At 36.9% G+C, this 23,862-nt stretch carries 21 protein-coding genes; 12 read left to right on the top strand and 9 right to left on the bottom strand.

Annotation, left to right across the window (positions count from 1 at the left end; translation table 11 throughout):
• The first annotated feature begins 49 nt into the window (after nucleotides 1-49).
• Nucleotides 50-8,080, top strand: a complete 8,031-nt coding sequence (locus tag DJ533_RS18805; RefSeq protein WP_065992600.1) for a PLxRFG domain-containing protein — start codon at nucleotides 50-52, stop codon at nucleotides 8,078-8,080.
• 38 nt (nucleotides 8,081-8,118) lie between these two features.
• On the opposite strand, the gene DJ533_RS12490 is transcribed toward DJ533_RS18805, so the two are convergent.
• The 3 genes from DJ533_RS12490 to DJ533_RS18700 form a co-directional block, all read right to left on the bottom strand.
• On the bottom strand, nucleotides 8,119-8,841 hold the full coding sequence (locus DJ533_RS12490) for a phage antirepressor KilAC domain-containing protein (RefSeq protein WP_065992602.1): 723 nt from the start codon (nucleotides 8,839-8,841) through the stop codon (nucleotides 8,119-8,121).
• Nucleotides 8,838-9,128: a hypothetical protein gene (locus DJ533_RS12485; RefSeq protein WP_065992604.1), complete on the bottom strand. Its 291-nt coding sequence runs from the start codon at nucleotides 9,126-9,128 to the stop codon at nucleotides 8,838-8,840. Before DJ533_RS12485 ends, DJ533_RS12490 begins: the two co-directional genes overlap by 4 nt.
• A 78-nt stretch (nucleotides 9,129-9,206) precedes the next feature.
• Nucleotides 9,207-9,362 carry a hypothetical protein gene (locus DJ533_RS18700; protein ID WP_165382487.1) on the bottom strand — a complete coding sequence of 52 codons (156 nt, stop codon included), beginning with the start codon at nucleotides 9,360-9,362 and terminating at the stop codon, nucleotides 9,207-9,209.
• 110 nt (nucleotides 9,363-9,472) lie between these two features.
• On the opposite strand from DJ533_RS18700, the gene DJ533_RS12480 reads away from it, so the two are divergent.
• Entirely contained in the window at nucleotides 9,473-9,790 is a 318-nt protein-coding gene (locus DJ533_RS12480; protein WP_065992606.1) for an Arc family DNA-binding protein, read from the top strand.
• Nucleotides 9,791-9,821: 31 nt separating this feature from the next.
• Here DJ533_RS12480 and DJ533_RS12475 read toward each other — a convergent pair whose 3' ends face one another.
• Entirely contained in the window at nucleotides 9,822-10,403 is a 582-nt protein-coding gene (locus tag DJ533_RS12475) for a DUF4124 domain-containing protein (RefSeq protein ID WP_065992607.1), read from the bottom strand.
• Nucleotides 10,404-10,543: 140 nt separating this feature from the next.
• On the opposite strand from DJ533_RS12475, the gene DJ533_RS12470 reads away from it, so the two are divergent.
• The 3 genes from DJ533_RS12470 to DJ533_RS12460 are packed head-to-tail and all read left to right on the top strand — an operon-like array spanning nucleotide 10,544 to nucleotide 12,014.
• Nucleotides 10,544-10,924, top strand: a complete 381-nt coding sequence (locus tag DJ533_RS12470; protein WP_042890510.1) for an SLAC1 family transporter — start codon at nucleotides 10,544-10,546, stop codon at nucleotides 10,922-10,924.
• Nucleotides 10,924-11,508, top strand: a complete 585-nt coding sequence (locus DJ533_RS12465) for a glycoside hydrolase family 19 protein (RefSeq protein WP_065992608.1) — start codon at nucleotides 10,924-10,926, stop codon at nucleotides 11,506-11,508. The genes DJ533_RS12470 and DJ533_RS12465 overlap by 1 nt, the downstream gene beginning before the upstream one ends.
• Nucleotides 11,505-12,014, top strand: a complete 510-nt coding sequence (locus DJ533_RS12460; RefSeq protein WP_065992610.1) for a hypothetical protein — start codon at nucleotides 11,505-11,507, stop codon at nucleotides 12,012-12,014. The genes DJ533_RS12465 and DJ533_RS12460 overlap by 4 nt, the downstream gene beginning before the upstream one ends.
• A 4-nt stretch (nucleotides 12,015-12,018) precedes the next feature.
• Here DJ533_RS12460 and DJ533_RS12455 read toward each other — a convergent pair whose 3' ends face one another.
• Nucleotides 12,019-13,635: a tyrosine-type recombinase/integrase gene (locus DJ533_RS12455; protein WP_065992612.1), complete on the bottom strand. Its 1,617-nt coding sequence runs from the start codon at nucleotides 13,633-13,635 to the stop codon at nucleotides 12,019-12,021.
• Nucleotides 13,636-13,824: 189 nt separating this feature from the next.
• On the opposite strand from DJ533_RS12455, the gene dusB reads away from it, so the two are divergent.
• Both dusB and DJ533_RS12445 read left to right on the top strand, forming a co-directional pair.
• Entirely contained in the window at nucleotides 13,825-14,799 is a 975-nt protein-coding gene (dusB, locus tag DJ533_RS12450; RefSeq protein WP_267285741.1) for a tRNA dihydrouridine synthase DusB, read from the top strand.
• 63 nt (nucleotides 14,800-14,862) lie between these two features.
• Nucleotides 14,863-15,369 (top strand): DinB family protein, encoded by a 507-nt coding sequence (locus DJ533_RS12445; RefSeq protein ID WP_065992616.1) that lies wholly within the window; start codon nucleotides 14,863-14,865, stop codon nucleotides 15,367-15,369.
• A gap of 22 nt (nucleotides 15,370-15,391) precedes the next feature.
• Here the strand turns inward: DJ533_RS12445 and DJ533_RS12440 are convergent, their stop codons facing one another.
• Nucleotides 15,392-16,435, bottom strand: a complete 1,044-nt coding sequence (locus DJ533_RS12440; RefSeq protein WP_065992618.1) for an NAD(P)H-dependent flavin oxidoreductase — start codon at nucleotides 16,433-16,435, stop codon at nucleotides 15,392-15,394.
• 201 nt (nucleotides 16,436-16,636) lie between these two features.
• Here DJ533_RS12440 and DJ533_RS12435 point away from each other — a divergent pair, with 201 nt between their 5' ends.
• Nucleotides 16,637-17,896, top strand: a complete 1,260-nt coding sequence (locus tag DJ533_RS12435) for a putative DNA modification/repair radical SAM protein (protein WP_065992620.1) — start codon at nucleotides 16,637-16,639, stop codon at nucleotides 17,894-17,896.
• A complete protein-coding gene (locus DJ533_RS12430; RefSeq protein ID WP_065992621.1) occupies nucleotides 17,897-18,679 on the top strand; it encodes a TIGR03915 family putative DNA repair protein in 783 nt (260 codons plus the stop codon).
• Nucleotides 18,680-18,738: 59 nt separating this feature from the next.
• Here DJ533_RS12430 and DJ533_RS12425 read toward each other — a convergent pair whose 3' ends face one another.
• The 3 genes from DJ533_RS12425 to ahpF all read right to left on the bottom strand — a co-directional run bounded on the left by DJ533_RS12425 (nucleotide 18,739) and on the right by ahpF (nucleotide 21,652).
• Nucleotides 18,739-19,443, bottom strand: coding sequence for a VIT1/CCC1 transporter family protein (locus DJ533_RS12425; protein ID WP_065992622.1), 705 nt, complete (start codon nucleotides 19,441-19,443; stop codon nucleotides 18,739-18,741).
• Between the two features lie 124 nt (nucleotides 19,444-19,567).
• Entirely contained in the window at nucleotides 19,568-19,912 is a 345-nt protein-coding gene (locus DJ533_RS12420) for a hypothetical protein (RefSeq protein ID WP_065992623.1), read from the bottom strand.
• A gap of 174 nt (nucleotides 19,913-20,086) precedes the next feature.
• Nucleotides 20,087-21,652, bottom strand: coding sequence for an alkyl hydroperoxide reductase subunit F (ahpF, locus tag DJ533_RS12415; RefSeq protein WP_065992625.1), 1,566 nt, complete (start codon nucleotides 21,650-21,652; stop codon nucleotides 20,087-20,089).
• 407 nt (nucleotides 21,653-22,059) lie between these two features.
• On the opposite strand from ahpF, the gene DJ533_RS12410 reads away from it, so the two are divergent.
• The 3 genes from DJ533_RS12410 (at nucleotide 22,060) to DJ533_RS12400 (ending at nucleotide 23,409) form a co-directional block, all read left to right on the top strand.
• The gene (locus DJ533_RS12410; protein WP_065992626.1) at nucleotides 22,060-22,467 is read left to right on the top strand and encodes a roadblock/LC7 domain-containing protein; all 408 of its coding nucleotides are present in this window, start codon (nucleotides 22,060-22,062) and stop codon (nucleotides 22,465-22,467) included.
• A gap of 255 nt (nucleotides 22,468-22,722) precedes the next feature.
• Nucleotides 22,723-23,079 (top strand): roadblock/LC7 domain-containing protein, encoded by a 357-nt coding sequence (locus DJ533_RS12405; RefSeq protein WP_065992628.1) that lies wholly within the window; start codon nucleotides 22,723-22,725, stop codon nucleotides 23,077-23,079.
• Between the two features lie 108 nt (nucleotides 23,080-23,187).
• The gene (locus DJ533_RS12400) at nucleotides 23,188-23,409 is read left to right on the top strand and encodes a DUF1653 domain-containing protein (RefSeq protein WP_065992629.1); all 222 of its coding nucleotides are present in this window, start codon (nucleotides 23,188-23,190) and stop codon (nucleotides 23,407-23,409) included.
• The last annotated feature ends 453 nt before the right edge of the window (nucleotides 23,410-23,862 follow it).

The raw sequence follows: 23,862 nt of genomic DNA, 5'->3' as shown, positions 1-23,862 counted from the left end.
CATTCTTTATATAAAAATCATTATTGATACATATCATTAGGAGTGTGTCATGTCTGATACTCAAGATAAAAACAAGTCAAAGCCCTCTTTTGACCCTACAACAGCTAAACCAGTTGATACCCCTTTAGTTGCTAAGTCCGAAGGTTTTAATTTCGATCCAAGTTCAGCAAAAGAAACCAAGAAAAGCAAAACTGATCTTATTAAAGATACAGGAGCGTCTTTGGCAGCTGGTATTGCACGCATTCCCGATACTTTAATTGGTATTGGTGATATTTATACAGAAGGACGTTTGGGGCGAGATATTGATAAATCTGATGTTTACAAAACAGGTGAGGGACAAAAGTATTGGGAAGATAAAAAATCAGACATTTCAAAAGAGCAAGAAAAGACTCGACAAAATATAGATGGTATTTGGAATAAAACTAAATATGTTTTAGAAAACCCATCACAAATTACGAACGCTGTTGTCGGATCACTACCTGACATGGCATTAGGCATGGGAATTGGGCGTGCATCCAAAATTGCTAACCCTATAGTTGCGGCATCAGTAGGCGAAGGTGCTGTAATGGCAGGTGCTCAGGCTGAAGGGATACGGCAGCAATCAGATGATCAATTACTTAATAATGGACAAGAAGCAGCAGCATTTGGTACAGGTGTGATTGGAGGTTCTTTAGGTGCCTTTGGCGGATGGGTTGCTAATAAGGTATTTAAAGTTGCAGATGTAGATACTGCACTCCAAACAGGTCGTCTCACTCGTGAACAGATAGGTGAAGCTACTTCACAAGTTAAAGCAAAAGATATTCCTTTATCTATAATTAAAGGTGCATTTTCTGAAGGTTTTTTAGAAGAATTACCACAGTCAGTATCAGAACAGATCATACAAAACCTTGCCCTAGATAAACCATGGAATGACAGCATTGAAGATGCTGCTGTTATGGGAACCCTTGCAGGTATGGCGATGGGTGGGACAGTCAGTGGTGTTGGTAAAACTATGGATTGGATGAACAATCCACGTAGCAACATATCACCACAGCAAGATCAGATCGAACCAAATAACACTGAATCAGTGGGTAGTGTTACGCCTGAGCTTGGCTATAACGGATTGCAAGGTGAGTATATTCCACGTGCTGATCAGGTTGATCCACAACAGGCACAGGCTCGATATACCTATGATCAACAATCGACTGATGCTGAGAACCGTTTAAATTTTGACAATAGAAATGATTTATCAGGGGCAATGGATAATAATGACAACCCAACAGGTCCTGATACACCGCCTACGCCTAATGGCAATTATTTTGATCGTCCTAATACATATGCATCTATAGATCAACCCCCTTCTCAGCAAATGGGAATTGATCCAAACAATGGTCCTTTATCTACAGCAGCAGCTTTGTCAGTGGATAGTGGTGCTTCTCAAATCATCACAACGCCAACCGAGCAATCTACAGAAAGTACAAATAGCATGCTTACAGATGCAGCTATTGAAGATAATTTAGAGGCTCAACCTACAGCACAAAATGAATATACAGACCCAACTGCACAAGATATACAACATGGCATGAGCGAAATTGCCAAAGGTGCAAAAGAGGGTGCGCTTGAGAACACAATTCAACGCCTTGAAAAAGATGGTGAAGTTCAATTATTTAAAGAAGATTCGATAGCTAAAGCACTTGAGGATCAGAATTATAATGTCCGTTTAAATGATGACGGCTCTGCTTCGATTATTGGTGTAAAAAATCCAGCAACCAATCAATGGCATGGGCAAGGTAAGACTGATTTAAATCAGCCTGAAACATCTATTACGGAGGCTCAACCTAAGCAAATTGAAGTATCGCAACAGCTTGCAACTTTACAACAACGATTCGATGAAGCTAAAACTGTTCCTGAAAAGGCAAGAATTCGTAAAGAAATTAATGCACTTCAGCAAAACCATGAAACACCACAGGGAGTAAATTCCAGTGATATTCAATCCACAAATGGAGCTGAAAATAGCACTTCGCAATTACCAAATTCAGCAAGAGTTGACTCAACAACAACAGAAAGCTCACCAGAATTTAATGCAGAAAATGTTCAACCAACCTCAAAAAACGCATCTAACTTACCCACCAAAATAAACAGTGATACTGTATCAGTCGATGATAGTCGTAAGATTCAAAACATCAACAATCTAAATACCACAGAAATTACTGCTTCAGCTTCTGAAAATAATATTTCTATGCCTAAAAATACTATTTTGGATGCTCAAAATAATATTGACATAACCCAAACTAACAATGTTGTAGATCAACTTACACAACTCGAACAACAGTTTTTAGATGCCAAATCTGTTCCACAAAAAGCAAAACTTAAAAAACAGATTGATCAGCTTAAATCTCAGCAAACTGAAATTACTACAACACCATTTGGTTCTGAGCAAATTCAAAAACAATATGGTGATACAGCCGAAAGTGTAATGTCTGATATTGAAATTTTGGGCGATGATTTCACAATTGATTTGCGTGATAAAAATAAAAAGACCAATGCATTAAATAATCCTAATTATAACGCTGTGCAGAAAGCCGATGGTTCAGTAGAAATTGTAGGCATGAAACACCCAACTACAGGAGAATGGGTAGGTAAAAAGCCTAGTACGATTAGTATTGAGGAAAGCGCACAAAATAATATGTCAGAATCCACTCGATGGACAAAGCATCCAACTCGTAAAAAGACTTGGATAGCAGATAATGACATGATGATTACAGATGAGTCGTCTTTAGGGAAAAAAACTTTCTACGTTTTTAAAGATCGTTCTGGATATGAGCAAGGGGATTTTCTAGCTCGTACTGAATCTTTAAGAGATGCCAAGCAAAAAGCTGTCAATATTCTCACTAAAAATAGTAGTGAAAAACTTCCTAAGAATACGAAGCTAATAGAATCTGACCCAGTTACTCAACCTAAAAATTTTAAAGACAGTATTGAAAATATACGTGCCGAAAAAATCCGACAAAAAGACTTAGCTGATATGCACAACAGTGTATATGGATTGGCTTCAGATGAGCAATTACAGCAATCACTGAAACATCTAAATAAAGAAATTGCCAAGGCACAAAAGCAAAGCGAAAATGAGGTGGTGAACGGGAAACGTAGTACACGTAAGGCGGTTGCAGCCGGTGCGTTGGATCGGTTTTTAAAAAATCGTGTGGATTTGGAAACCTATATTAAGGCACGTAAGAATGGGGAATTAAAGCAAAGAAATAAAAAAATAGATGACTATAGCCGTGACAAATTAAAACCTGACAACGAGCGTAAAGGTGCATCACCATTATCAACTTTATTCTCGCCTCTTCCTAAAAATGTCGTAGATCGGCTTGTAACGGATATACTCCTTCGGATCACGAAAGGGAGCACGCCAAGTGGGGCGAAAAGTGTAGTCAACAGGGTAGTACAACCCAAATTTCCGTTTATTGTCGTTGAATCGTTTGAGGCTTTGCCAGAAGCGATACAGCAAGACAACTATTACCAAGACAAAGATGGTAATACTCAACGTTATGAGGTAAGTGCTGTTTGGCATAAGGGTACACTTTATATTAATGCTGGCGATGTCCAAGGAAATCATAATACACAACAAACTACTTATGAAGCATATGAGGAAGTTTTATTACACGAAGTGGTTGGGCATTTTGGTGTTCAGCAATTATTTGGGAAAGAGTATAAAGTCAAATTTCAGCAACTTTTTAATGCCCTAGGTGGGGTTGACGGTGTTCGAAAAATTGCCAAAGAAAATGGCGTTGACATGGATCAATTTGAAAATGCCTACCTAAAACCATTTAAAAAAGGCGTGGATGAAGGGCTTTACGATCCTCTTGATGCTCAACAAGCAACTGTAAGTGAGTTATTTGCCTTTATCGCTCAAAATGCTAAGTCACGTCCTTTTGTACGTCAAAAGCTAAAAGAAGTTATTGGATATATTCGTCAGTGGTTCCGCGATCGTGGCTTTGATAAATTCCTTTCACGTTACAATGATGCCGATTTGATGATGTTTTTGTCAGAAGCTCGTAAGGCTGTAGTTGATCGAAGCTATTTTGGTAAATATAAAAATCAAGAATTTTCATCTAAGAACAATTCTAATACTCCACTTTATAGCCGTCGCACTAAGAGCAATTCAGGTTCTACAACTCAACAAGTACGAGACGTGTTGATTGATCGTTTTGGTAAAGAGACCATTGATGAGCTTGAACGACAAGGTAAGCTTGAGATTATTCAGGATTATCAGGTTGAAGGTGTTGAGGGCTTCTATTACAAGGGTAAAGCGGTACTCGTTGCATCGAATCTGACTGCTGAAAGCACAGTGCCAACATTCTTACATGAGTTGGGTGGTCATGCTGGTTTTCAAAATATGATGAACCAGAAACAATATAATGAATTGATGAATCAATTTAATAAATTAGTTGAGCAGGGTAATCCTGTTGCTTTAGCTGCAAAGATGCTTGCAGAACGTGAACAAGGCTCTGAACGTCAGCAGCTTGAATATTTACCATATTTATTAACGCTTTCGGCAACGATGCAACAAAGAAATGTGCTCCAACGGAATGCATTACAAAAATTGATTAACAATATTATTTCGTATGTAAAAGCATGGGTATTTGATCATTTTGGTATCAATCTTAATTTAAATCCTGACGATATGCTCGCATTGTCAGAGCGCATGATTGGGCAAATTAAACATCAATCATCATTGGATCTAGTTCGTCAAAAATATCATGGTACAAATCAATGGATGAAAGCACCAAACGGTGCAGCCACCCATCTTTCAGAACAGCAATGGTTACAAGTCCGTACACCTGAGTTTAAAAAATGGTTTGGTGATTGGGAAAATGATGCTGCAAATGCTTCACAGGTATTAGATGAAAATGGGGAGCCTAAGGTTGTTTATCATGGTACTGCCACCGAGTTTAATGAATTTAAGCAGGGTCATGGCTTATTAGGGGATGGCATTTACTTAACTGATAGTTTTGATACAGCAGATGTATACGCCAATATCCGTGGGGAAAATGGCTTTGTACTTCCATTATTTGTAAACATTCGGAATGCGTTCAAAACTACAGGTAATGTTTCACGTGAGGAAGTTGTAGAAGCGACAACTTCTGGGAAATATCAGGGAATTGTTCATCAGTTTGAAAATCAAGAATATATTGTTGCGTTAGAGCCTAATCAAGTAAAAATGGCTGAGGGGAATAAAGGCACATTTAATAGTGAAAGTTCAGATATTAGATTTAGCCGTAGTTCTAACTATGATGATATTACCAATCGTATCGCTAATGGGTTTAAAAATTTGCCCAAAACAGGTGACTGGATTAATAAAAAAGGTGTCGATTGGTTGAAATTCGGCTTACAAGCTTTAAGTCGCCGACATTTAACTGAGATTTATGGAAAATTATTACCACCACTAAATAAATATAATGAACTTGCAGCTCAGATGGATGCTGATAAGAATGATATTGCTGCTGAAGCGGATAATATTGTACGTGAGTGGTCTAAATTAAAGGATGAAGAAGCTTTAGCAAATGTAATGCATGATGCAACTTTAGCTCAAATTGACCCTGCTAAACCATACCAACAGGGCGATAATAAAGTTAAATATCAACAATTACTCCATGCGTATAATAATTTATCCCCTGAAGCACAGGCAATGTATAAAAAGGCTCGAAATGCCTATAGTGGGCATTATGCCAAAGTTCGTGAAGCGATTAGAGAACGCATTTTGCGATCAGCTTTAAGCAGCCAGAAAAAAGCAGATTTATTGCAGAAAATAGAGGGTTCTTTTGGTCAAATTAAAGGTGTTTATTTTCCTTTAGCTCGTTTTGGTAAATACGTGGTGGTACTGCGTAACCAAAATGGTGAGGCTGAGGTTGTTAGTCGTGCTGAAACTAAAAATGAAGCTGAATCGGTTCGTGCAGAGTTAATAAAAAAATATCCACAATATAAGGCTGATGACGTAAAAAAAGATGCGGAGTTCAATGCAAGTCGTGACAGCGTTGGTCGTGGATTCATGTCTGATCTTTTTGATGAGGTGGGAAATTTGGGTTTGGATGCAAAATCACAAGCTGATTTTGAAGACACTCTAAGTCAATTATATCTATCATCTATGCCTGATTTATCCTGGGCAAAACATGGGATTCACCGTAAGGGTACAGCAGGCTTTAGCAATGATGCACGTCGGGCATTTGCACAACATATGTTTAGTGGTGCAAATTATTTAGGGAAGTTGCGTTATGGCGATCAATTGGCTCAACAACTTGATGAAATGAAAAAGTATTCTGAAGATCAATTTAAAAAAGGTGTTGGCTATGACCAGAATTCTGCTAATGATGTTATTGATGAAATGGAAAAAAGACATGAACTTTTAATGAATCCTAAAGGGAATCCATTATCAAGTTTTCTTACAAGTGTCGGTTTCATGTATTACATGGGATTATCTCCCGCTGCTGCCATGGTCAATTTATCTCAGACAGCTTTGATTGCTTATCCAATCATGGGTGCGAAATGGGGTTTTGATAAAGCTGGAAAGGAATTATTAAAAGCATCACAAGACTTTGGAATTGGTTTAAAAAGTGGATATAAAACGCCAGACTTTTCAAGCTTAGAGGGCTTTAAAAATAGTGTTGGTGATATCTATAACCCAGATATTGCATCAATATTAAAAGGTGATGAACTAGTTGCGTATGAAGAAGCTGTAAAGCGTGGTGTGATTGATGTTACGCAGGCTCATGATTTAGCAGGTATTGCTCAAGGTGAAGATAGTAAGGTGATGTGGTATTTCCGACCAGCTATGCGTTTGGCAAGTGGCATGTTTCATCATGCAGAACGGTTTAACCGTGAAGTAACTTTCATTGCAGCCTATCGTCTAGCACGTCAGCATGTTAATACTAATGGTTCAAAGGCAACACACAGTGAAGCTTTTGAACAAGCAATCGATGCTGTATATAAAGGTCATTTTGATTATTCAACAGGAAACCGAGCACGTTTTATGCAAGGTAATATTGCAAAAGTGGTATTACTATTTAAACAATATGCTCAGAATATGATTTATACCTTGGTACGCAATGCCCATCAGTCAATTTATGCGCTCGATCCTAAGGAACAAAAAGAGGCTCGTCGTGCTTTGGCTGGTATTTTGGGTATGACGACTTTGGCAGCTGGTGCAATTGGATTACCAATTACAGGAATGCTTTTCACTGCCTCTATTTTAATCGCAAAGAAAAGTAAACTCGGTTCTGCTGCATTTTTTGCGGCTTGGGCTGTGGCGTTCTTTGGTGCTGCGGATGGCGACGAGGAAGACCCTTATGAGTTGGAAATTGTAATCCGAAACTGGTTGGCAGATATTCATCCTAAGTTTGCTGATTTGGTATTTGGTGGTGTACCTCGCGTATTCAGCCCAGTGGATTTATCAGGTCGAGTCGGTCTAAACAACTTAATTATTCCTGACGTACAGGAAGGACTTGAAGGTGCAGATTGGGCAACTGCAATGCAATCTGCATTACTTGGACCAGTCGTAGGTATTAGCACAAGTACAGTAAAAGGCTTGCAACAAATTCAAGAAGGTGATTACGGTCGTGGTATAGAGACTATGCTGCCGATTTTTCTTAAAAATGCGATGAAGTCTTACCGTTATGCTGATGAGGGGGTGTTAACCAAAAATAAGGATGTGATTCATGATAAGGATGTCACAGGGGTTGAGTTATTTTCTCAAGCCATTGGTTTTTCACCGGCATCGGTAAGAACCTCATACGAGGGGCGGTCTGCGATTTTCCAATATAGAACTAAGCTGGAAGATCATCGACGTGAGTTGATGCGCAAGTGGGTGGTGGCTCGACAAGAAGATGACAGTGATGGCATGAATAAAGTATGGACTGAAATTTTGGAATTTAATGCAAAAACTGCCGAGAAAAATCCAAAGATGCGAATTAGTCGCATGAACCTTATGCAAAGCTATAAAGCTACTGAGCGTAAAGCAAAAGAAACTGGTGATGGAGGTGTATACCTTACTAAACGGCAGAAAGGTGCTGAGGAGCAAGGTGGGTTTGCGTTTAATCGTTAAAGGGAAAAGCCACCTTGCGGTGGCTTCTTTATTGGATTTTATTTGAGTTTTTCCTTATTTACTAAACCTGTAATCCTAGTCAAGCCAAATGCTGTCACTCGCATGTGTAAAAATACACGCTCTTGACCATCATTTTGATTTTTGATTACTGGTGATGCTTTATTGGTAAAAACACCATTCAACACATACTGTGCATGTGGTTGTAATTTCTTTTCAGCATCTCGATAACACCATTTTTTTTGAAGTAAAAGATTAATGAGATCCTTTTCTTTTATTCCAATTGTTTTGGCACATTCACGGATACAGTAGGTATGTACTGTTTCAGCAATGGTATCGAGTGCTTGCGCTTTGGGCTCAAGTTTTTCAACTTTTTGGGTTAGCTCGATATTTTGTTTTGCCTGAGTTTCAATTGCTTGTAGTAGGTGATAAGGATTTGAAATATCAAATACTGGTTGAGCAACCTGAGCCTCAAGTTCTTGCCAACGATCTACCAAGCGAGCTGTAAATTCAGGGCATAATTGAGCAACTACAATAATACTGTCACGCTTACCTTGTTCACCTGTGAACTTATAAACAATAGTGTTTTGTTTTCGACCAATTGAATTTAGAAAAGACGTTTCCTCAAATTGAGGAAGCGTTATAACTCGTTGATCTACTAAATTTTTGATTGTACGCTTAACATTGTCATGGCGTTTTTCAACAAGCTCAGCAATTTCCAAACTTGTCATCATTTGAATTTGTACAGGAACAATTGCATTCATGCTGCCAACTCCTCTGCAAAAAACTTTACCAAATCTGGTGAGCGTTCTTTGAAGTTATCAAATTCTTCAACACAAATATCTTGAAAGTTATTTGCTATTGATGAAGCTAAATGTGCCAAAGTTTTGATTGTTGGGGATAGTTCTGACTTTTCAGCAATTACAGTTGTTAATGCTGAAATTTCATCAAAACGATTATTTGCGATACGCACAAATTCAAGCAAACTCCGTAATTGTTGCTCACTGACTTGAACTTGCTTGTCTTGGGTGAATTGAGTTATATTGTTCATAGGTATTCATCCTTAGTGATGGCAACTGAACCTTGTGCGATGTGGTAGTTGAACAAGGTTTTTTTGTGCCTGTTGATTTCATGCTTTCGCACTCTTTCTATTTTCAATTAATAATTTAACTGCCTCATTCAATAGAAATACCATTGAGCGTTTTTCTGAATTAGCAATAACCTTAAGTTCTTTGTGAAGTTCTTCTTCTAAGCGAGCTTTCACATAAACAAATTCATTCTCCACTATCTTCTCCTAGTCCCCATTATGGGGTGTTGATTTATAGTACCCATTTTGGGGTTATTGGTCAAGACCCATTTTGGGGGTAATATTCGTTTTATTTGGGTTAATTTTTCATGAGTGAAGATCAAAACAGTGTTGTGACGCTCAAAGTTCGAGTATCACCTGAATTTAGAGAGAAAATTGTAAATACAGCAAAAGCAAATAATCGTTCTATGAATCAAGAAATTGTTGCTCGTTTAGAAAAGAGCTTTGAAAACAATATTCCTTCAACATTAGTTTCTGAATACATGCAGGCTGTTGAAGAAAAAAATGATATGATTAAAAAACAATTAGAAATCTCTAATCTTCTTGTACTTAAACTAGCTGAAAAGCTACCTGATGACGATCCATCGAAAAGCAGAATGTTAGAATTAATTAATCAATTGAATTAAAAAAAGCCGACTTGATGTCGGCTTTAATTGTTTAATTACACTGCATTTGTCCGCCGACATTTTGGCATGAGCCACCAGTAGAAGGAAAGTAAGTATCACCAGCACCACGATTATAACGAGTACCATCTGATCCCCAGCAACCTGAACTATCACAATTTGATACTGTCGATGGTTGGCGTTGAGAACTATTTGAATAGCCACCGCTAGAATTATCACCACCATTTAAAGTTGATAGTGTATTGCGTTGACTGGCTGTTAAACCTCTTGCTCCACTATATGGAGTGCTTGCTGACCTTAATAACGCTTGTCTTTCAGCCTCTTGTTCAGCAGAGCGTGTTGGTTGTCGAGGTGGACTATATGTTTGGCGACTATAATTTTGCGACTGATAGGATTGTTGCGCAGAATTTCGATTGCTCTGTGAATATGCTCGTTGAGGAGCAGGAGCTGATCCAAGCGAGCGGATCGTTTCAATCTTCTGTTGTTTTGCACCCGTTGGTGGTGGTTTACTTGAATAGGTAACATTACCTTTTGCATCAACCCATTTGTAAACCCCTGCATATAGATTTACTGGAATACACAGTAAAATAAATGTTGTAATTTTTAATACACTCATGCGCATCTCAAAGATAATAATTATATGAAATTACGATAGATTAATTTTAGAGCAGTATCAACCCCCTGTAAGGTTCGCTAAATAACCACCTTTAAATAAAACTCTACGAAATAAAGTAGAGTTTTATTTCGGGGCAAGTTATGCAAGAAAACACAATTCCATGGATCATCAAAGTTGTGCCTGCCGTAGTGGGGGCTATTCTTGCCCTGGTATTAAGTGGTGACATTGATAAAAACGGAAAAATTCAAGTTTCTTTGGGTGTTATAGGCAAGTTTCTATTCAGCGTTTCAGTCAGCCTTTATGGCGGTTCGGCATTTATTGAATATTACGAATTATCAAAATATTCTCACATGGCTCAAGGCTTTGTGATGCTTATGTTTGCAGTTTTTGGATTATTAGGGATTGGCATTCTTTATCAGTCCATTGCACTGATGCAGGGTAAGCCTTTATCCGAGGTTATTAGTGAGGTCAAAGCTGCCTTTATTTCAATACTTAGTAATGGTAAAGGTGGGAAAAATTGATGAATACTCTTGATATTACACAACTTCAAAAAGCCGTTGGCGTGAAAGCTGATGGAATTCTTGGGCGTAATACTTTAACAGCTGTATTTCAAAAACTTGGTGCTAATCCTGCACGAGCTACTGAATTAGCATTAGCAGCAAATGTGCACTTAGAGACATATTCAATCAAGACGCAGTTACGCTTTTGTCATTTCTTTGCTCAACTTGCTCATGAAAGCGGAAATTTTCGCTATATGGAAGAAATTGCTTCAGGTACAGCTTATGAAGGTCGAAAAGACTTAGGTAATGTAAACAAAGGCGACGGTGTACGTTATAAAGGTCGAGGACCAATCCAGTTAACTGGTCGAGCTAATTATCGTAAGTATGGTCAAGAACTTGGAATTGATTTTGAAAATAACCCTACAATTGTTGCGCTGCCAAGTGTTGGAATGCTTGTAGCTTGCAAATACTGGTCTGAAAATAACTTAAATGTATTTGCAGATTATGATGATGTAACCACGATTACTCGTCGTATTAATGGCGGTTTAAATGGCTTTGATGATCGTAAAAATAAACTTTCTATGATTAAAGGGTGGTTTAAATGATTGATGCTGTGTTAGGTAAATTTTACAAATACATTATTTTAGGCTTGATGATATTTATCTTTGGATATGTTTTTTATGCCAATTCTCTTGCTGGAAAATTGGCAAATGCTGAAAAAGTTAAAACTAAAGCAGTAGCTGATGCTATTAAGCCTTATCAAGATGCAATTGATCAGGCTCAAAAGGAAAAAGCCGCCATTATGCAAACATGGTCAGCTAAAATTATAGAGGTAGAACAAAATGCGATTAAAAAAATACAAGATGCGAATGCTGCCGCTCGTAGTGCTGACTTGGCTGCTAGTGGGTTGTCAAAGCAACTCAGTGAAGCCAACAAACGTTTGTCCAGTGCTCCCAAGCAAACCATCATTAACTACACCATTGCCAACTCAGAATTACTCGAAAGTTGCACAACAGAATATACAAAAATGGCAGAAATTGCAGATGGACACGCAATTGATGTCAGGCGATTAAATGAAAGTTGGCCAGAACTAAATAAAACCCTCAATTGAGGGTTTATTTCTTGATAAGGTTTGAAATATCGGCATCAAAATATTTAGTAATATCGAACCATTTTTCTATTTCTTTTTCCCATTTATACACATGTTCATTTTCAATTTTTAATACGTCTAACCCTTTGATGCTAAAGTGAGTTGTATCATCTGGAAGCTGTTTCCAATCAATATTTCCATTGTCATTAAACCAATTTTCCCAAGCATTTTGTATGTATGGGACTACAAAAGACTGTTGCACATCATTCCATGCAAATATGTTCTGTATATTGGATTTTTCTTTATACATATCTTTAACACTTTTAGTCGGGCGGAATGATTTCATAAATCTTTCCAATTGTTCTTTGATAAAAGAAAATTCAGTATTTATAACGTCAGGTGTTTGAACTTGAGAATAAGCTTCCTCTGCATCCGCAATATCAGCAGCTGATACATACCTTTGTTTTAAAGCAAATTTAGAATAATTATCGTCATATTGTTGTCGGGCAAATTGAATAGCTGCTTGGTAATCCAGGCGTTCGCCACGCTTCCTTAAATTCACATAACGTTTAAGACTGTTCCATGATGAATGTAGCGTGATAGTCTGAAGCTGAGGTATCGTAAAACCATCCTCTGCATAGCGTGTTGCAGCTTCATGGCGTAAATCATGGAACCTTAAATCTTCAATACCATTTAAACGACATGCTCTACGAAAATAATCACTGACCGTCTGTACATTGACAGGTAATAAAAGCTCATCACTATAACCCAGCTCCAGCATTCTTTTTCGAGTAGAAGGTTCAAGTAATTCTTCAATAATGAGGAGGGCATTAGGCTCTAAATGGGCAAACTTATGATTTCCTTTGGATCCATCTGGATTTTTAACGTCTCTGATCTTCCATTGACTATTTTTTTTGTCAAAATCAGCTAAACGCATTTCACATAGTTCACCTTCACGACGACCTGTATAGATCGCAAGCCACATGACCAGGTGCATAGGAATGGCATTGCGAACTCGTTTCCAGCCTTTATAAAAGTGATTGGTCAGAATATGAAGTTCTTCTGATGTGATTAAACGATCACGTTCCTTTGATTTAGTAACAATACGAGCTTTTTTTAGACCGATCAGCGAATGTGATAATTCATTTTTTGCATGTGCAACATCTTCACCCCATACAAGTTCAGCATGGTTTAGAACCGATGAAATATGGGATAAATCTTTTAATGCAGTTGCTGGGGCAACTCCATCTATCATTTCAATTGGATTGCCTTTTCGTCGCTCAATGGCAAATGATGAGAAATCTTGACGTGAAAGGGTATAAGCATCTTTATGGGCAATATCATAATTACATATATTTTTTAGTGCTGCAGTTTTGGTATCAGCAAATTCATCACTAATTTCATCTAAATATTGAGTGATGAATTGTTCTAAAGTTTTTGACACAACCTTAGCTTCTGGATTTAGAATAGCAGGATTAACAAGAATCTCTGCTTCAAGTCGCTTAATCCATTCTTTGGCTAATGACTCTTTTGCAAAAGTTCTTGTTTTAATAAATGGTGGTAAGCCTTTACGAGTTATTCGTATTTGAGCTCTGTATCGAGTTTTACCATCTGCTGTAGTTCGTTCTGCAATTGTTCCCATATTTACGCCATAAAGTTGGATTTACGCCACAAGGGTGATTATGGCGCAAATAAGGCGTAAAGAATAGTTAAGAATGATTGAAAATGATGTAAAACCTTTGAGAATATGGGAAAGTGAAAATTGAGTAAAAACAACGTAATTGCAGAATTGTTTGATAAATCAAAGCATTCCCCTATTTTTGTCGCCCCGATGGCAGGTGTCACAGATCGCCCTTTTAGAACTCTGTGCAAGTACTTTGGTGCAGGTCATGCGGTCAGTGAAATGATGACCTCTGATCAAACTTTGCGTATGACCAAAAAAAGTTTGTATCGTGCCAATTTTGATGGTGAACTCGCACCGATTTCAGCGCAAATTGCAGGTTCAGAACCTGAACAATTAGCTGAAGCAGCCCGCTATCAAGTGTCTAATGGTGCCCAAATTGTCGATATCAATATGGGGTGTCCAGCCAAAAAAGTCTGTAATAAATTAGCAGGCTCCGCTTTACTCAAAGATGAAGATTTAGTCGCTCGAATTTTGGATGCTGTTGTAACTGCAGTGGATGTGCCTGTGACCTTAAAAACTCGGTTGGGGTTTTTAAATGGACATGAAAATATTATGCGTGTTGCCAAGCGAGCAGAAGAAGCTGGCATTGCTGCACTTGCTTTACATGGACGTACCCGTGAAGATATGTATTTAAATACAGCACGTTACAGCTTAATTAAAGATGTTAAACGCATGTTGAATATCCCTGTCATTGCCAATGGTGACATTGATAGTCCAGAAAAAGCCAAATATGTGTTGGACTATACAGGGGCAGATGCAGTGATGATCGGGCGTGCAGCACAAGGTCGTCCATGGATTTTCCGTGAAATTGATCATTATTTAAAAACAGGTGAGCATTTAGCAGCACCCGATATTCAAGAAGTGAAAGACGTATTACTTGGGCATTTATCTGAGTTGTATCAGTTTTATGGTGAGTATTCGGGTTGTCGCATTGCACGTAAGCATATTGCTTGGTATACCAAAGGTTTACGTTCAAGTAATGAGTTTCGCCAGAATATGTATAAAGTTGAAAATACTGCGGATCAAGCCAAAGTGGTCGAAAGCTATTTTAATGATTTACTTGCACAAGGAAAAATTATGAGTGATGTACAAGTAGAGAAAGTGAATTTACTTGATGTATAAATAAGATTAACGACTTAGATGCTTTGATCAAGCTAACTTGAATAGATGGGTGATTTTTAAGCAATGAATAAAGCGACATTTCAACTTCTTGCTCAATATAATCTTTGGGCAACTCAAGGTTTGGTTAAACATTTAAAAAAAATGCCAGATGATGATTTTCACCAAGATGTAGGACTATTCTTTAAAACTATTTCAGGTACTTTAAATCATTTATTGCTTGGAGAGCATTATCTTTGGTATCCACGCTTTAAAGAGGAGGTTTCACCTCGAATAGCTTTAGATCACACTATTCATACGGAAAAATATGTACTGTTAAATGAGTTAGAGCAGAAATCCCAAAACTGGATTGATTTTGTAGCAACAATTCCAGAGTCTATGTTGAATGGAAATTTAACCTATCAACGCGCTTCGGGTCAAACCTTGACATTGCCTTATGCAGCAACATTATTGCATGTGTTTAATCACGGGACGCATCATCGAGGGCAGGTCACGGCTGCAATGACTGTTTTAGGTTATGCATGTCCTGAGCTTGATTTAGTATATATGTTGGCAGAGAAAAATCAGGCTTAAAGTTAAACCTGATTTTTTAGCATTAAGATTGATTCATTTCTAAAATTAATTGATTCATCAAATCCTGAGCTTCTAATTCACGAATTAGCGCAACATTTGAACCCGCCCAAAAAGCTCCATAACCGCTCTCACCCTGTTGAACAGCTAAAGTATTTAATTGTTTTGCCAAATCATAAGCATAAGGATAGGGCGCAACATTTGGACGATCAGGCAAATCAACAAAACACGCCCATTGATTGATCAAACCACGTGCAGGACGACCAGAAATACTGGCAGTGATTTGAGTAATAGGATGATCAAATAAAGCTTTACGATATGCAGCATTGGCATTGGAGCTTTTGCATTGTACAAATGCTGTCCCGAGCTGCACAGCTTCAGCACCCAAGTTCAAGGCTTGTTTTGCTTGCTGACCATTCATAATACCACCTGCTGCCACTACAGGGATTTGACAATATTTTTTAATCAGTTGAATTAAATCAAAAGTTTTAATTGCACCATCTAAGTTTGGATTGAAAATTCCACGATGTCCGCCAGCCTCAACACCTTGAGCAATAATGATATCAATACCTGCCTCTTCAATTGCTTTGGCTTCAGCAAGATTGGTTGCAGAAACCATCGTAATGATGCCAGCATCCTTTAGTTTCTGAATTTGGTATTGATGAGGAATACCAAAATGAAAGCTGACAGCTTTCGGTTGAGTTTCTAAGACTAAATTTAAAAAATCATCATTGTCTAAAAAACTTGGATAAATACATTTTAAATCTGTAGGAACTTTAGAGTTAAACTTTGCAAATTCAGGTTGTAAATGTTCAAGCCAAATTTGATTTGCATTTTCATCTAAAGGTTCTGGTTGATGACAAAAAAAGTTAACTTGGAAAGCATGCTCAGTCAAAGCCTGTGTTTTCAAAATTTGCTCACGTGCAGCCGCAACTGAACTTGCGCCTAAACCCAATGATCCAAGTCCACCTTGATTTGACACTTCTGCTGCGAGTTCAGGTGTTGAAACTCCCGCCATTGGTGCCAGAAAAATCGGATGCCGAATCTCTAATCGTTGTAATATATTCATCGCTAAACTCCCTCAATGATGTTATTAACTTAGCTGATCTATATAAAAAATGGCAAATAATAATCATTATTTAATCAGGAAATATCATTCGAGATAGTAATAATTAATACGACACGGTTTGTCGTTTAAAAGATCATTGAAAAAATATGTTGTGATTAAAATTTTATAATTTAGACATCTCGATAACAGGTGATCAAAGTTATGTCTGATCGTATCAGTGAAAAGTTAAAAATTTTAGCTGATGCTGCCAAATATGATGTGTCATGTTCGTCCAGTGGCAGTAATCGTAAAAATAAAGAAAAAGGCTTGGGAAATACGGGCTCTGGCATTTGTCACAGCTATACCGAAGATGGACGCTGTGTATCTTTGTTAAAAATTTTATTTTCAAATGTTTGCATTTATGACTGCTCTTATTGCGTTTCTAGACGTTCAAATGATGTTCAACGTGCAGCATTTACGGTGCAAGAAGTTGTTGATTTGACCATAAATTTTTATCGTAGAAATTATATTGAAGGGTTGTTTCTAAGTTCGGGTATTTTTAAATCTGCTGATTTTACCATGGAGCGAATGCTGCAAGTCGTTAAGAAACTTAGACTTGAAGAAAATTTTAATGGTTATATTCATCTTAAAACTATACCTGGTGCATCTCCAGAAATCATTCATGAGGCAGGTTTATATGTTGATCGTATGAGTATTAATTTAGAAATGCCTACCGAAGCAGGGTTAAAACAATTTGCACCCGAAAAATCGCACCAAGAAGTTCAAAAAGATTTGGGAATTGTGCGAGATCGTTTGATTCAATTCAAAGATGAACGAAAAATAATTAAATCTGTACCTAAATTTGTTCCTGCAGGGCAGACCACACAAATGGTCATTGGTGCACATCATGAAACCGATCAAGATATTATTTTAATGGCGGCTCACCATTATCAAGAGTTTAAATTAAAGCGTGTTTATTTTTCAGGTTATATTCCGATTAATCATGAAGAAAAAATGTTGCCAGCGATTGGCTCAGCACCGCCTTTATTACGTGAAAATCGTTTATATCAATCTGATTGGCTGATGCGCTTTTATGGTTTTGATGCGACAGAAATTGTGGACGAGCAGCATCCAAATTTAGACTTAGAGGTTGATCCAAAACTGGCGTGGGCTTTAAGAAATCCCCAACAATTTCCTGTAGATATTAATAATGCAGAGTATCGTATGATTTTGCGTGTACCTGGAATTGGCGTGCGTTCTGCTAAGAAAATTGTGCAAGCCCGACGTTTTGGAAAAATCCATATTGATCAATTAAAACGTTTAGGTGTGGCATATAACCGAGCGCAGCATTTTATACGCTGTGCAGATACGCCTAAGTTTTTAAAAGAGCAATTGCCAAGTCAGATTCGTCAGCAAATTTTGCAATCGGGTCAATCAAAATATCAGAAACAACTTTCACCACAGTTAGGTTTTGGTTTTTAGATGGCTAGCTATATTTTTGATGGCAGCATGACAGGATTATTGTGTTGTGTATTTCGGGCATTTCAATTCAGAGAATTTGAAGTTGAAATTCATCATGAAGCAGATTCGCAACAGGGGCTATTTGGTGAAAATATTCATGTTGCATCTGATGAAACCCAAGCACTGCGTGTTTGGCAAGGCTTACAACAAAGAATCTCAGCCAATGCGATTAGAAATTTTTATTACACATTTTTATCTGAGCAAGCTCAAGCTTTTCAGCAGCTTTTTGAGTTTAGCGTGTATGTTTTTTTATCCCAGAAAAATGTAGATCAAAACTATGGTCATACCGCTGTTTTAGCTTTATCGCAATGGACGAAGCAAGTCGGACGAGAAAAGCATCGTATGGAGGCTTTTGTACGTTTTAAAAAATCTAAAGATGGATTGTTTTTGAGTTTGATTAAGCCAGATTTTGATGTTTTACCTTTAATTTTGAAGCATTTTAAAGCACGTTATCAAGATCAACGTTGGCTGATTTATGATGAAAAGCGCAAATATGGAATTTATTATGACTTAAAAAATGTACATCAAATTCAAATGAATGCCAAAGAAGTCGATCAAAACTTAGTGACTGGGCGTAGCCAAAACTTTAATATTGAACTTGATGAGAAAGAAGTATTATATGATCAACTCTGGAAGGATTATTTCAAAAGTGTCAATATTCAAGCACGGCAAAATATGAAACTACATATCCAATATGTGCCAAAACGATATTGGCGTTATATGAATGAAAAAATCATCACTTAAGCATCTGAATACGTTGAAGTCTTAAGGGGATTCTTTTCTGCTATGATTAAGCGAGGCTTTTACATTGGATTCACTTCAAATAAAGAACCAATCCACATTGCAAATGCCATGGCGATGATTCCCCAAATCACAACACGTAAACTTCCTTTAAGCATAGACGTTCCAGCAAAATAGCTGGACAATGCACCTAAAGTAGCCAGTGATAAAATACCCACCACTAAAACTACGTGTTCTAAATAGGCTTCTGGACTGATTAAAATTGATAATGTGGGAAATAATGCCCCTAAAGTAAAGGAAAGCGCAGATGAGCCTGCTGCTTGTAATGGTTTTGCGGCAGTCATTTCATTGATACCAATTTCATCACGTGCATGTGCCTCTAAAGCATCTTTTTCAGTTAATTGAACAGCAACTTGATGCGCTAAATCAGGGTCTAAGCCACGATGAATATAGATTTGAGTTAATTCTTTAAGTTCTAAATGTGGATTATTTTTTAATTCTCGTGCCTCGATTTTGAGATCTGCTTCTTCAATATCTGTTTGAGATTTAACAGAAATGTATTCGCCAGCAGCCATTGAAGTTGCGCCCGATATTAGACCTGCGATACATGTGACCAACAATGTGTGACTAGATGCGCCACTGGCTGCCATGCCAACCACTAAACTTGTTACTGAAATAATGCCATCATTTGCCCCAAGTACTGCTGCACGAAGCCAACCTGCGCGATGAATAAAATGTTGCTCGTGGTGAGAAAAATGTGAAGACATATTTATCTATTTAATAAAAAAAATATTATTATCAATATAATAGAACGCTGGTTAAAATAAAACACTTCGTCAAAAATTATCCATAAAAAAACTCCCGAAGGAGTTTCTTTAGTGACTCATTATCTTAGTTTTTGGCAGCTTCTTTAACATCTGCAGCACCTTTTTCAACTGCGCCAGCAGTTGCAGCAGTCGCATCTTTTGCTGCATCTACAGTTGCATCCGCAGCATGAGCAGTTGCATTTGCAGCATCATGAGCAGCATTTTCAGTAGCGCTTGCAGCATTGTCTACAGCAGTTGCAGTTGCATTAGCCGCATTTTCAGTTGCATTTGCAACATCATGACCCGCTTGCTCAGCAGCATTTTCTAAATGCTCACCAGTCGATGCACCCGTTTCAGGTGCTTTGTCTTTATTACAACCCACAAGTGCAACGGTAGCAGCAAGACCTAGAGCAACAAGTAATTTATTCATTTGTTTTACCTTCTTAACCTATTATTTTTTTATCCATAGCAATGGATATTCTGAATATAAACAAAATAATGAGAAAAAAATATTAAAAATTGTTAATGCTACAAAAAAATTAAAGCCTTTCATTTCTAAAAATAAAAGGCTATATAAATTCAGATCAATTTTGTGTTTAAAAGCTTACTGTCCAGAACGAATCATATAATCAAATGCAGATAATGCTGCTTTCGCCCCTTCACCTGATGCAATGATGATTTGTTTGTATGGTACCGTCGTACAGTCACCCGCAGCAAACACGCCTTTGACATTGGTTTCGTTACGCTCATTGACTACAATTTCATTACGGTTTGAAAGCTCAACAGCTGTATCTTTTAAGAAATCAGTATTTGGCAATAACCCAATTTGTACAAAGATCCCTGCAAGTTCAACGATATGTTCTTCATCCGTTGCACGATCTTTATATTTTAATGCGGTCACTTGTGAACCATCACCAATGACTTCAGTAGAAAGCGCATTCATGATTACTGTGGTATTTTTCAAACTATGCAATTTGTCTTGAAGTACTTGATCCGCACGAAGTTTGGTATCAAATTCAACCACAGTCACATGCTCTACGAGACCAGCAAGGTCAATTGCAGCTTCTACACCTGAGTTACCGCCACCAATCACTGCAACACGTTTTCCTTTGAATAATGGACCATCACAGTGTGGACAGTATGCAACACCACGTGTTTTATAGTCTTTCTCACCCGGCACATTCATTTCTCTCCAACGTGCACCTGTAGACAAGATGACAGTTTTCGATGCCAGTTTGGCGCCATTTTCAAGTTCAATTTCAACTAAGCCCTTGGCAGTTTGATCTGCACCCACAATATTTTTCACTTTTTGTAGGTTCATGATGTCCACACCGTACTCACGTACATGTGCTTCCATATCTGCTGCAAATTTTGGACCTTGGGTTTTTTGCACGGAAATAAAGTTTTCAATGTCCATGGTGTCCATCACCTGACCACCAAAGCGTTCAGCGACAATACCTGTACGAATGCCTTTACGTGCAGCATACACTGCAGCAGTTGCACCTGCAGGTCCACCACCGATGACTAAAACATCAAATGCTTCTTTAGCGTTTAACTTTTCGGCATCTTTAGCAGCAGCTCCTGTGTCCAGTTTTGCTATGATTTCTTCCAAGGTCATACGACCTTGACCAATATGTTCACCATCTTGGAACACCATCGGTACAGCCATGATTTTGCGTTCTTCAACTTCATCTTGGAAGAATGCACCATCGATCATGGTTGTAGTAGTACCTGGGTTGTTAATGGCAATCAAGTTCAATGCTTGCACGACATCAGGACAGTTATGGCAGCTTAAAGACACAAATACATCAAAGTTTGCTTTCAGGTCTAGGCTTTTGATTTGTGCCAAAATTTCATCAGATACTTTAGGCGCGTAACCAGACACTTGTAATAACGCCAAGATCAAGGAGGTAAACTCATGTCCCATCGGTAAGCCAGCGAAGAATACACGTGGTTGTTCGCCAGTTTTAGCAATACCGAAGCTAGGTTTACGCTCATTTTGACCGTCAAAACGTGCAGTGACTTGGTCTGAAAGTGCAGCGATTTCAGTGACTAACTCTTTAATTTTGTCTGATTTATCAGAGTCATTTAAAGAAGCCACGATATCAATTGGGCTTTCAAGACGTTCAAGTAAAGTTTTAAGTTGTGCAGAAGTATTGGTATCTAACATTGCTAACATCTCCAAGGGAGTAAATTTATTCATTGAGCTTATAATAATTCAAATTAAATCATAGGTAAAACAGTTTGTTTTTATGGTTGTGATCATTTTTTTCGATTTTATTAAATCATCATTTTATTTTTATATAAGCATATCGGGAAATATAAAATAATGCATGGAACAGTATTCATTATTTTATTTAGAAAATATGAAAAGTAAATTAATTTAACTGTTAAAATTAATTATACAAAATCTAGAATATTTTCAAAATAACAAAATATTTTGCCAAAAATGTATTAAATATTAAATTTTATGTGATATATTTCGCATAGATTGGGGCGATATAAAAATTAATTAATTTTTTATGAGGTATAAAATCATGAAAAGTAAATTAATTTAATCAGTGAATAAGGTGGATTATGTTAGATGTAAATCTATCAAGAAAAATTCCAGATGAATTTGTAAAATTTGGGGAACAAAAGATTAGAGAGTTGCTGAACAGTGTTTCTGGCATTGATTTTGTGATGTTATGTTCTTCTGATGGCTTTGAGGTAACACTCGCAAATAAAAAGCAAGTCAATAATTCAGGTAAAATTGCTGCTGTGAGTAGCTCTATTCTTGCAATGGTGACGGCGTTTATTTCTGAAATTAATTTGGTTGGTTGCCAAACGATCACGCTTGATGCTGAAAATGGTAAAGCTTTATTAACTTCGGTGCCTCATCCAAAATATCCAATGGTATTGGTTGCTTTGACATCTAAAGATATTTTAATTGGACAGATGTTATATGAAACTAAAGTGACAGTTGATCAATTAACTAAATATTAAGTTATATTAATGTGTAATATAAAAAGGCATATAAGTTTAAATTATTTTCAATGAACTATATACATCCGATTATATATTGTTATATTAGTATAAAATTATGTAGAAATAAAAATTTGATATTGTAGTGAATAGAATTAACAACTCAATATTAATTTTTAAGAGAACTCGATTTAAAGTCGAGGGCAGATGGTTTTAGTTGTATTTCAAATACAATTAAAGCAAAAGACACGTTAAACAAAAACAATGGGGAATCCTATGGCACGTATTACTTTAGAACCTTTAACGGATATTGATGGTTTCGTTTGTGCTGCATTAGTAGATAGTGAAAGTGGTTTATCACTTGCTACGGCTGGTACAGGTCTTGATTTAGAATTAGCTGCTGCTGGTAATACAGAAGTAGTTCGTGCTAAACGTAAGGTTGCGAAAGCATTGAAATTAGATGACCAAATCGAAGATATCTTGATTACTTTAGGTAAACAATATCACTTGATCCGTCCTTTAGAATCTAATGAGAATCTATTCCTTTATTTGGTATTAGATCGTAGTAAATCAAACTTAGCTATGGCTCGCCATGAGTTAAAAGGTTTTGAAAAAGAATTAGATTTTTCTTAATTCAAAATCACAAAAAGAATCCGCTATTTATAGCGGATTTTTTATTTAAGATTTGTATAAATAGATGTTGGCTTTTATACTTATATTTTGATCATACAGTGTAAGAATATGCAACAAGGTATATACCGTCATTACAAAGGAAATTTGTATCAGGTTCTGTATGTTGCCACGCATAGTGAAACTCAGGAAAAACTGGTTGTTTATCAATGTTTATATGGTGATTATTCTATTTGGGTAAGACCTTTGAATATGTTTAATGAAAGTGTAATCTTAGAGGATGGGAGTAAAAAATCTAGATTTGATTTTTTATATAAAACAAATGAATTATGACATATTGCAGTATGCCATTTGTTTTATTTTTTAACCACTAACTTTATAAATAAAAAATCAAAATATTTTGATAATTAAGCATACTGGCTATATAAAGCTTTAAATTATATTTTTAATGAATTTAAGATGTTAAGCTGAATAATATTATAATGAAATTATAAAATAATGTTAATTATAGTGAAAAAGTATGCTACTCATTTTAGCGTTACTACACAAAATTATAATATATATAAAACAATCCGAGATTAAAAGCTTTGTATTATTTGGGTTTTGAGATTATGGGTAAGAAACACTTATTAAGTTTGTATTTTTCTAAAAGTAAGGATTTTAGTAATTTAGATTTTACACCATCTCAATAGCTAATATTCTAATAACTTGTGTGGATGAGCTAAAGATATTAAAAAATGGAAAAATATTTGCTAAAAATATTTGCTGAAGTTGCGAGAGTAAACT

The sequence above is a fragment of the Acinetobacter defluvii genome, from assembly GCF_001704615.3.
Lineage (GTDB): Bacteria > Pseudomonadota > Gammaproteobacteria > Pseudomonadales > Moraxellaceae > Acinetobacter > Acinetobacter defluvii.
This window is presented reverse-complemented; position numbering and strand designations above follow the sequence as displayed.

What these genes read in the sequence shown, in the direction of transcription:
- DJ533_RS18805 (WP_065992600.1), top strand. Translation starts at nt 50, where the DNA reads ATGTCTGATACTCAAGATAAAAACAAGTCAAAGCCCTCTTTTGACCCT.
- DJ533_RS12490 (WP_065992602.1), bottom strand. Translation starts at nt 8,841, where the DNA reads ATGAATGCAATTGTTCCTGTACAAATTCAAATGATGACAAGTTTGGAA.
- DJ533_RS12485 (WP_065992604.1), bottom strand. Translation starts at nt 9,128, where the DNA reads ATGAACAATATAACTCAATTCACCCAAGACAAGCAAGTTCAAGTCAGT.
- DJ533_RS12480 (WP_065992606.1), top strand. Translation starts at nt 9,473, where the DNA reads ATGAGTGAAGATCAAAACAGTGTTGTGACGCTCAAAGTTCGAGTATCA.
- DJ533_RS12475 (WP_065992607.1), bottom strand. Translation starts at nt 10,403, where the DNA reads ATGAGTGTATTAAAAATTACAACATTTATTTTACTGTGTATTCCAGTA.
- DJ533_RS12470 (WP_042890510.1), top strand. Translation starts at nt 10,544, where the DNA reads ATGCAAGAAAACACAATTCCATGGATCATCAAAGTTGTGCCTGCCGTA.
- DJ533_RS12465 (WP_065992608.1), top strand. Translation starts at nt 10,924, where the DNA reads ATGAATACTCTTGATATTACACAACTTCAAAAAGCCGTTGGCGTGAAA.
- DJ533_RS12460 (WP_065992610.1), top strand. Translation starts at nt 11,505, where the DNA reads ATGATTGATGCTGTGTTAGGTAAATTTTACAAATACATTATTTTAGGC.
- DJ533_RS12455 (WP_065992612.1), bottom strand. Translation starts at nt 13,635, where the DNA reads ATGGGAACAATTGCAGAACGAACTACAGCAGATGGTAAAACTCGATAC.
- dusB (WP_267285741.1), top strand. Translation starts at nt 13,825, where the DNA reads ATGGCAGGTGTCACAGATCGCCCTTTTAGAACTCTGTGCAAGTACTTT.
- DJ533_RS12445 (WP_065992616.1), top strand. Translation starts at nt 14,863, where the DNA reads ATGAATAAAGCGACATTTCAACTTCTTGCTCAATATAATCTTTGGGCA.
- DJ533_RS12440 (WP_065992618.1), bottom strand. Translation starts at nt 16,435, where the DNA reads ATGAATATATTACAACGATTAGAGATTCGGCATCCGATTTTTCTGGCA.
- DJ533_RS12435 (WP_065992620.1), top strand. Translation starts at nt 16,637, where the DNA reads ATGTCTGATCGTATCAGTGAAAAGTTAAAAATTTTAGCTGATGCTGCC.
- DJ533_RS12430 (WP_065992621.1), top strand. Translation starts at nt 17,897, where the DNA reads ATGGCTAGCTATATTTTTGATGGCAGCATGACAGGATTATTGTGTTGT.
- DJ533_RS12425 (WP_065992622.1), bottom strand. Translation starts at nt 19,443, where the DNA reads ATGTCTTCACATTTTTCTCACCACGAGCAACATTTTATTCATCGCGCA.
- DJ533_RS12420 (WP_065992623.1), bottom strand. Translation starts at nt 19,912, where the DNA reads ATGAATAAATTACTTGTTGCTCTAGGTCTTGCTGCTACCGTTGCACTT.
- ahpF (WP_065992625.1), bottom strand. Translation starts at nt 21,652, where the DNA reads ATGTTAGATACCAATACTTCTGCACAACTTAAAACTTTACTTGAACGT.
- DJ533_RS12410 (WP_065992626.1), top strand. Translation starts at nt 22,060, where the DNA reads ATGTTAGATGTAAATCTATCAAGAAAAATTCCAGATGAATTTGTAAAA.
- DJ533_RS12405 (WP_065992628.1), top strand. Translation starts at nt 22,723, where the DNA reads ATGGCACGTATTACTTTAGAACCTTTAACGGATATTGATGGTTTCGTT.
- DJ533_RS12400 (WP_065992629.1), top strand. Translation starts at nt 23,188, where the DNA reads ATGCAACAAGGTATATACCGTCATTACAAAGGAAATTTGTATCAGGTT.